Genomic DNA, 6,753 nt, shown 5'->3' on the forward strand with positions numbered 1-6,753 from the left:
GCACCGCATCGTCACCCGCGCGGTGCACGACGCGGGCGGCAAGATTTGCATGCAGATCCTCCACGCCGGGCGTTATGCCTACAGCCCGAAACAAGTCGCGCCGAGCGCGATTCAGGCCCCGATCAACCCGTTCAAGCCCAAAGAACTGGACGAGGAAGGCATCGAGAAACAGATCAGCGATTTCGTCACCTGTTCGGTACTGGCGCAAACCGCCGAGTATGACGGTGTCGAGATCATGGGCTCGGAAGGTTATTTCATTAACCAGTTCCTCGCCGCACACACCAACCACCGCACCGACCGCTGGGGCGGCAGCTACGAAAACCGCATGCGCCTGCCGGTGGAAATCGTTCGTCGTGTGCGCGAGGCGGTAGGGCCGAACTTCATCATTATTTTCCGTCTGTCGATGCTCGACCTGGTCGAGGGCGGCAGCACCTGGGACGAGATCGTTACCCTGGCCAAAGCCATCGAGCAGGCCGGCGCAACCATCATCAACACCGGCATCGGCTGGCACGAAGCGCGGATCCCGACCATCGCCACCAAAGTGCCGCGTGCGGCATTCAGCAAGGTCACCGCCAAGCTGCGCGGTTCGGTGAAGATTCCGCTGATCACCACCAACCGTATCAACACCCCGGAAATCGCCGAGCAGATTCTGGCTGAAGGCGATGCCGATATGGTCTCGATGGCGCGGCCGTTCCTCGCCGACCCGGACTTCGTCAACAAGGCCGCTGAAGGCCGCGCTGACGAAATCAACACCTGTATCGGTTGCAACCAGGCGTGCCTCGATCACACCTTCGGCGGCAAGCTGACCAGTTGCCTGGTCAACCCGCGTGCCTGCCACGAAACCGAACTCAATTATCTGCCGGTGCAGCAGATCAAGAAAATCGCTGTGGTTGGCGCCGGCCCTGCCGGTTTGTCCGCCGCGACCGTGGCTGCCGAGCGTGGCCATCAAGTGACCCTGTTCGATTCGGCCAGCGAAATTGGCGGCCAGTTCAACATCGCCAAACGCGTGCCGGGCAAGGAAGAGTTCTTCGAAACCCTGCGTTACTTCAAACGCAAGTTGCAGACCACGAATGTCGAGGTGTGCCTGAACACCCGCGTCGATGTCGCGAAACTGGTGGAAGGCGGTTACGACGAGATCATCCTCGCCACTGGCATTGCACCGCGCGTGCCGGCAATTCCGGGTGTCGAGAATGCCAAGGTGCTGAGCTACCTGGACGTGATCCTTGAGCGCAAGCCGGTCGGTAAACGCGTGGCGGTGATCGGCGCCGGCGGTATCGGTTTTGACGTCTCGGAATTCCTCGTTCACCAAGGCGTGGCCACCAGCCAGGATCGCGCCGCGTTCTGGAAAGAGTGGGGCATCGATACGCAACTCGAAGCCCGTGGGGGTGTGGCCGGGATCAAAGCCGCACCGCACGCGCCGGCCCGCGAAGTGTTTCTGTTGCAGCGCAAGAAAACCAAGGTCGGTGATGGTCTGGGTAAAACCACTGGCTGGATTCACCGTACCGGTCTGAAGAACAAACAGGTGCAGATGCTCAACAGCGTTGAATACCTGAGCATCGATGACCAAGGCCTGCATATCCGCATCGGCGAAACCGGCGAGCCGCAAGTGCTGGCGGTGGACAACATCGTGATTTGCGCGGGGCAGGATCCGCTGCGTGAATTGCATGACGGTCTGGTGGAAGCGGGGCAGAACGTGCACCTGATCGGTGGTGCCGATGTCGCGGCCGAGCTGGATGCCAAACGCGCGATCAACCAAGGCTCGCGCCTCGCTGCTGAACTTTAAGCTCCACCGCTGAACCTGTGGGAGCGCGCCTGCTCGCGAAGGCATCGTGTCAGTCGACATATATATTGACTGACACTCCGCTTTCGCGAGCAAGCTCGCTCCCACAGGATTTGTGCACATCGTGAACCTTGTGAGCCTGCTCGCGATGGTGACTTGTGAGCGACTAGAATGCTGGCTCTGTCCAGATCGAATCGCCGCTCATGCTTTTGCCTCCCACCGATTGGCTACCCCAAGCCCCCCTCGACTACCTTCATCTGGACTGGCTCGCAAACGCCGGCATTGAAATGGCCATCCTGCGCCTCGACCAGATCGACCCGCTGATCAGCGGCAACAAATGGTTCAAACTCGTCGAACACCTCAAAGCCGCCGACCGTATGGGTGCCGAGGGCATCATCAGTCTCGGCGGTGCGCACTCCAATCATCTGCACGCGTTGGCGGCGACGGGGAAACGGCTGGGCTTCCAAACCGTGGGGCTGCTGCGCGGGCATGCGCAGGAAACTCCCACGGTGCTGGATCTGCAGGCGTGCGGCATGCAATTGCATTGGTTGGGTTATGGCGGTTATCGCGCGCGCAATGAGCCGGGATTCTGGCAACCCTGGCACGAGCAATACCCCAATCTGCAAGCGGTTCCCGAGGGGGGAGGTGGACTTGCAGGGGCGCTCGGTTGTGCAGCCATCAAGGAACAGGCGCAAGCGCAATTGCCTACGCTGGGCTGGAGCGACTATCACGGTTGGTGGCTGGCCTGCGGCACCGGGACGACACTCGCCGGGCTGGTCCTCGCCGAGGCGGGTGCGCACCGGGTCTATGGCGCGTTGGCAGTCCCTGAGGATCACGGCGTGGCGCCGCAGGTCGAGTCGATTATGCGGTCAGCCGGACTGGCCACTGCCGACTATGAGTTGATCGATGCCAGCCGTGGCGGTTTTGCCAAGGTCGATCCGCTGCTGCTCGCGTTCATTGAACAGACCGAGCAGGCCAGCGGCGTCCCACTGGAGCCGTTGTACACCGGCAAGGCGTTGCTGGCACTCAAGCAACAGGTCGAGGCAGGCAGTTTCGCGCCCGGAACGCGGCTGATCTTCATTCATACCGGAGGCTTGCAGGGCCGGCGTGGGTTTAGCGCCAGCCGCTGATATTCAACCGCGCTTGGGCATCATCCGCAGCAGCGTGTTATCGCCCACCACATAGTGGTGATAAATCCCCGCCAGTGCATGCAGGCCGATCAACCAGTAACCGATCGTGGCGATCAGCACATGCCAGTGTTCGACCTGCTTGGCGAAGGCTTTGTTTTCCGCCACCAATAGCGGTAGGTCAAAGCCATAGAACATCACCTGATGTCCTTCAGCGCTGGTGATCAGCCAGCCCAGGATCGGCATGCTGATCATGAACAGGTACAAGGCCCAGTGCATCAGCCGCGCCAGCACGGTTTGCCATTGCGGTGAGGCGGGGAAGATTTTTGGCGCCGGACCAATGCTGCGCGCGAGCAGGCGAAACCACACCAGCACAAACACGGTCAGGCCGAGCATGTAGTGCACTTCGCGGATCAGCGTGCGCCCGCCACTGCCTTTGGGAAACAGACCGCGCAACTCCATGCTGGCGTACACCAGCACCAACAGGACCAGCATCAGCCAGTGCAACAGGACCGAGACGGTGCTGTAGCGGGATTCGGAACTTGTCCACGGCATACGGTGTTTCCTCACAGATCAGGGTTCAAACCTGCCGTTCTTGGCCGACGGCATGCTTTAACTGTAATCCGCTTTGGCGGATTTGCCTGAGGCTGATCGGACTTTCAGCGCTCTGAATCGAGGCTTTGCCAATAAGAAAACGCCAGTGTCGGCAAAACACTGGCGTTTGTCTTTGCAGCAAGCGGCAGGAATCAGCTCGATTGCGGCATTTCACCGTTGGCCAGACGCTTGTTGATGTCGGCGATGACTTCCGGCAAATCAGTAATGGTGTCGATCATGTAATGCGGGCGCGAGCCTTCGAACAGCGCGTGAATGCGTTTGCGCTCGCTGGCCAGTTCATCGCTGCCCAAGGCGCGGAAACCGGCGTAATCCAGACCCAGTGCGTTGCCTGAGCAGATCAGCGCCACGGTCCACATCCCGGCGCGGCGGCCTTCGAGAATGCCCGGCACGGTGTCATCGATCTTCACGCACGCTGCGACATCGTCGATGCCCAGCGCGATCACGTTGGCCAGCGCCTGAGCCGGCCACGGACGGCCATTCGGCACTTCGTCGGTGGCAACCACGTGGTCGGCGACATAGCCGTTGGTGGCGGCCAGCTCGACGACCTTGTCCATCACCTGCTTCGGGTAGCCGGAACAGGAGCCGATCTTGATGCCTTGCTGACGCAGATTGGCGATGGTTTCCAGTGCGCCGGGAATCAGCGCCGAGTGTTCGGCGATCTTCTCGATCTGCAGCGGCATGAAGCGGTTGTAGATGGCGGTGACGTCATCGTCGGTCGGCGTGCGGCCGAACGCCTTGCGATAACGCTCGGCCACTTGCGGCTGATCACAGAGGGTGCGGATGTGGTCCCACTTGCCCATGCCCATCGGGCCACGCGCTTCTTCGATGGAGACCTGCACGTCGAATTCGGCGAAGGCCTCGACGAAAATCTGCGTGGGTGCGAACGAGCCGAAATCGACCACGGTGCCGGCCCAGTCGAGGATCGCGGCTTGCAGTTTGTTTGGATTGACGTAGTTCATGTTGATCAAATTCCTGAGTTGGCAATGCAATTCAAATGTAGGAGTGAGCTTGCTCGCGAAGGCGTCGGATCAGTCGATATCTATGTTGAATGTGCGACCGCATTCGCGAGCAAGCTCGCTCCCACAGGGGATTAAGGGTGGGTTTTAGATCTCTAACACTTCCATCTCGCGCAAGACCTCGCCGACCGCCGCCACGGCTTGGCGCATTTCGTCCGGGCTGACGTGGCCGATGCAGCCGACACGGAACGTCTCGACCTGAGTCAATTTGCCCGGATAAAGGATGTAACCCTTGGCCTTCACGCGTTCGTAGAAATCCTTGAACTGGTAGCGCGGATCTTGCGGCGCATGGAACGTGGCGATGATCGGCGCTTGAATCGCCGCTGGCAGGAAGCTGCGCAAACCGAGTTTGCCCATCTCGTCCATCAGCGCCTGGCAGTTGGCGGCATAACGCGCATGGCGTGCCGGCAGGCCACCTTCTTCGTTGTATTGCAGCAGCGCTTCGTGCAGCGCCGCGACCACGTGAGTCGGCGGGGTGAAGCGCCATTGACCGGTTTTCATCATGTAAGCGTGCTGGTCGTACAGGTCCATCGCCAGCGAGTGCGAATTGCCAGCGGCTGCGGCCAAAGACTCTTTGCGAGCGAAGACAAAACCCATCCCCGGCACGCCTTCCAGGCATTTGCCGGAAGCGGCGATCAGTGCGTCGAACGGCACTTGCTGCGCGTCCACCGGCAGTGCGCCAAAGGAACTCATGGCGTCGATGATCAAGCGTTTGCCGTGTTGCGCGACGACCTGGGCAATCTCCGGCAGCGGATTGAGAATCCCGGTGCTGGTTTCGCAGTGGATCAGGGCGACGTGGGTAATATTGCTGTCGGCGCGCAGCAAGCGGTCGACGTCGGCGGCGGTGGTCGGTTCATCTTCAGCGGTTTCGAAGGTGCTGAATGAGCGACCGAGCACTTCGCAAATCTTCGCCAGACGCTTGCCGTAGGCGCCGTTGATCAGCACCAGGACTTTGCCGTCACGCGGCACCAATGTGCCGATGGCCGCTTCAACAGCGAAGGTGCCGCTGCCCTGTAAGGGTACGCAGTGGTGAGTCGCGGCGCCGTTGAGGATCGCCAGCAGTTGTTCGCAAAGGCTGGCGGTCAGTTGATTGAAGCGGTCATCCCATGACCCCCAGTCGACCATCATCGCCTGGCGGGTGCGGGCCGAAGTGGTCAACGGGCCGGGAGTGAGCAGGATGGGTTCGGCAATACTCATTCGTGTGTCCTCGGATAGCGCTGTGGGATGAAGCTACGGGGCATACGTTGCAATTCGCCGTTGCATCAATCAAATTGTTTGTTGTTATGCCAGCCATCAGTGAGAGTTATTCATGAACCTGTTCCAGCTCCGCGCCTTCGACGCCGTGGCCCGTGAAGGCAGCTTCACCCGTGCCGCCGCGCGCTTGTTCATCAGTCAGCCGGCGGTTACCGGGCACATCAAGGCGCTGGAGGAGCACTACCAGATCACCCTGTTGCGGCGCACCGCGCGACGGGTGGAACTGACCGAGGAGGGCACCAAACTCGCGGCGATTACCCGCGCGATGTTTGGCCTGGCGGAAGAGGCGCAGACGATGCTTGAGGCCAATCGACAGTTGCTGACCGGGCGGCTGGAAGTGGCGGCGGACGGGCCGCATATGGTCATGCCAATGTTGGCGAGCCTGCGCGCGCGGTATTCGGGAATTACGGTGAACCTGCGCTTGGGCAATGCTCAGGAAACCCTCGCTGCATTGTTGTCGGAACACGCGGATGTTGCGGTGTTGACCGAGGTCGAGCCGCGCAAAGGCCTGCATCTGCAAGCGTTGAGCGAATCACGGATCTGCGCGTTGGTGCCCGCAGGGCACCCGTGGGCGATGCGCGCCGGGGAAGTGAAACTCAAGGAACTGGATCAGGTGATCATGGTGCTCCGTGAGCCGAGTTCGATCACCCGGCGTACATTTGATGACGCCTGTGCGCAGGCGTCGATCCATCCGCGCGTGTTGCTGGAACTTGATAGTCGTGAGGCGGTGACTGAAGCCGTCGCCGCTGAGTTGGGCGTTGGCGTGGTGTCATCGGTGGAGGTCAGCCATGACCCGAGGGTGGTGGCGATTCCGATTGCCGGGGCAGGGCTGGTCAATCGGCACATGATCGGCTGCATGGAGCGGCGGCGGGAGTTGCGCTTGATTCAGGCGTTCTTTGGCCTGGCGCCGGCCTGATACACCGAGTCGCTCCCTTCGCGAGCAAGCTCGCTCCCACATTTG

At 60.9% G+C, this 6,753-nt stretch carries 6 protein-coding genes; 3 read left to right on the forward strand and 3 right to left on the reverse strand.

Annotated elements, in window-relative coordinates; all coding sequences use genetic code 11:
- A partial coding sequence (locus AC1DVF_RS28095; RefSeq protein ID WP_477783512.1) for a 2,4-dienoyl-CoA reductase FMN-binding domain-containing protein occupies positions 1-1,783 on the forward strand: 1,783 nt, incomplete at its 5' end.
- A gap of 200 nt (positions 1,784-1,983) precedes the next feature.
- Positions 1,984-2,910 (forward strand): 1-aminocyclopropane-1-carboxylate deaminase/D-cysteine desulfhydrase, encoded by a 927-nt coding sequence (locus tag AC1DVF_RS28100; protein WP_477783513.1) that lies wholly within the window; start codon positions 1,984-1,986, stop codon positions 2,908-2,910.
- A gap of 3 nt (positions 2,911-2,913) precedes the next feature.
- Here the strand turns inward: AC1DVF_RS28100 and AC1DVF_RS28105 are convergent, their stop codons facing one another.
- The 3 genes from AC1DVF_RS28105 to AC1DVF_RS28115 form a co-directional block, all read right to left on the reverse strand.
- Positions 2,914-3,462 carry a cytochrome b gene (locus AC1DVF_RS28105; protein ID WP_093434069.1) on the reverse strand — a complete coding sequence of 183 codons (549 nt, stop codon included), beginning with the start codon at positions 3,460-3,462 and terminating at the stop codon, positions 2,914-2,916.
- A 191-nt stretch (positions 3,463-3,653) separates the two neighbouring features.
- Positions 3,654-4,481, reverse strand: a complete 828-nt coding sequence (gene phnX / locus AC1DVF_RS28110) for a phosphonoacetaldehyde hydrolase (protein ID WP_093434071.1) — start codon at positions 4,479-4,481, stop codon at positions 3,654-3,656.
- A 144-nt stretch (positions 4,482-4,625) separates the two neighbouring features.
- Positions 4,626-5,735 carry a 2-aminoethylphosphonate--pyruvate transaminase gene (locus tag AC1DVF_RS28115; RefSeq protein ID WP_477783514.1) on the reverse strand — a complete coding sequence of 370 codons (1,110 nt, stop codon included), beginning with the start codon at positions 5,733-5,735 and terminating at the stop codon, positions 4,626-4,628.
- Positions 5,736-5,847: 112 nt separating this feature from the next.
- Between AC1DVF_RS28115 and AC1DVF_RS28120 the strand changes: the two genes are divergently transcribed.
- Positions 5,848-6,708, forward strand: a complete 861-nt coding sequence (locus AC1DVF_RS28120; protein WP_477783515.1) for a LysR substrate-binding domain-containing protein — start codon at positions 5,848-5,850, stop codon at positions 6,706-6,708.
- The last annotated feature ends 45 nt before the right edge of the window (positions 6,709-6,753 follow it).

The organism is Pseudomonas sp. P4_D7, assembly GCF_056401755.1.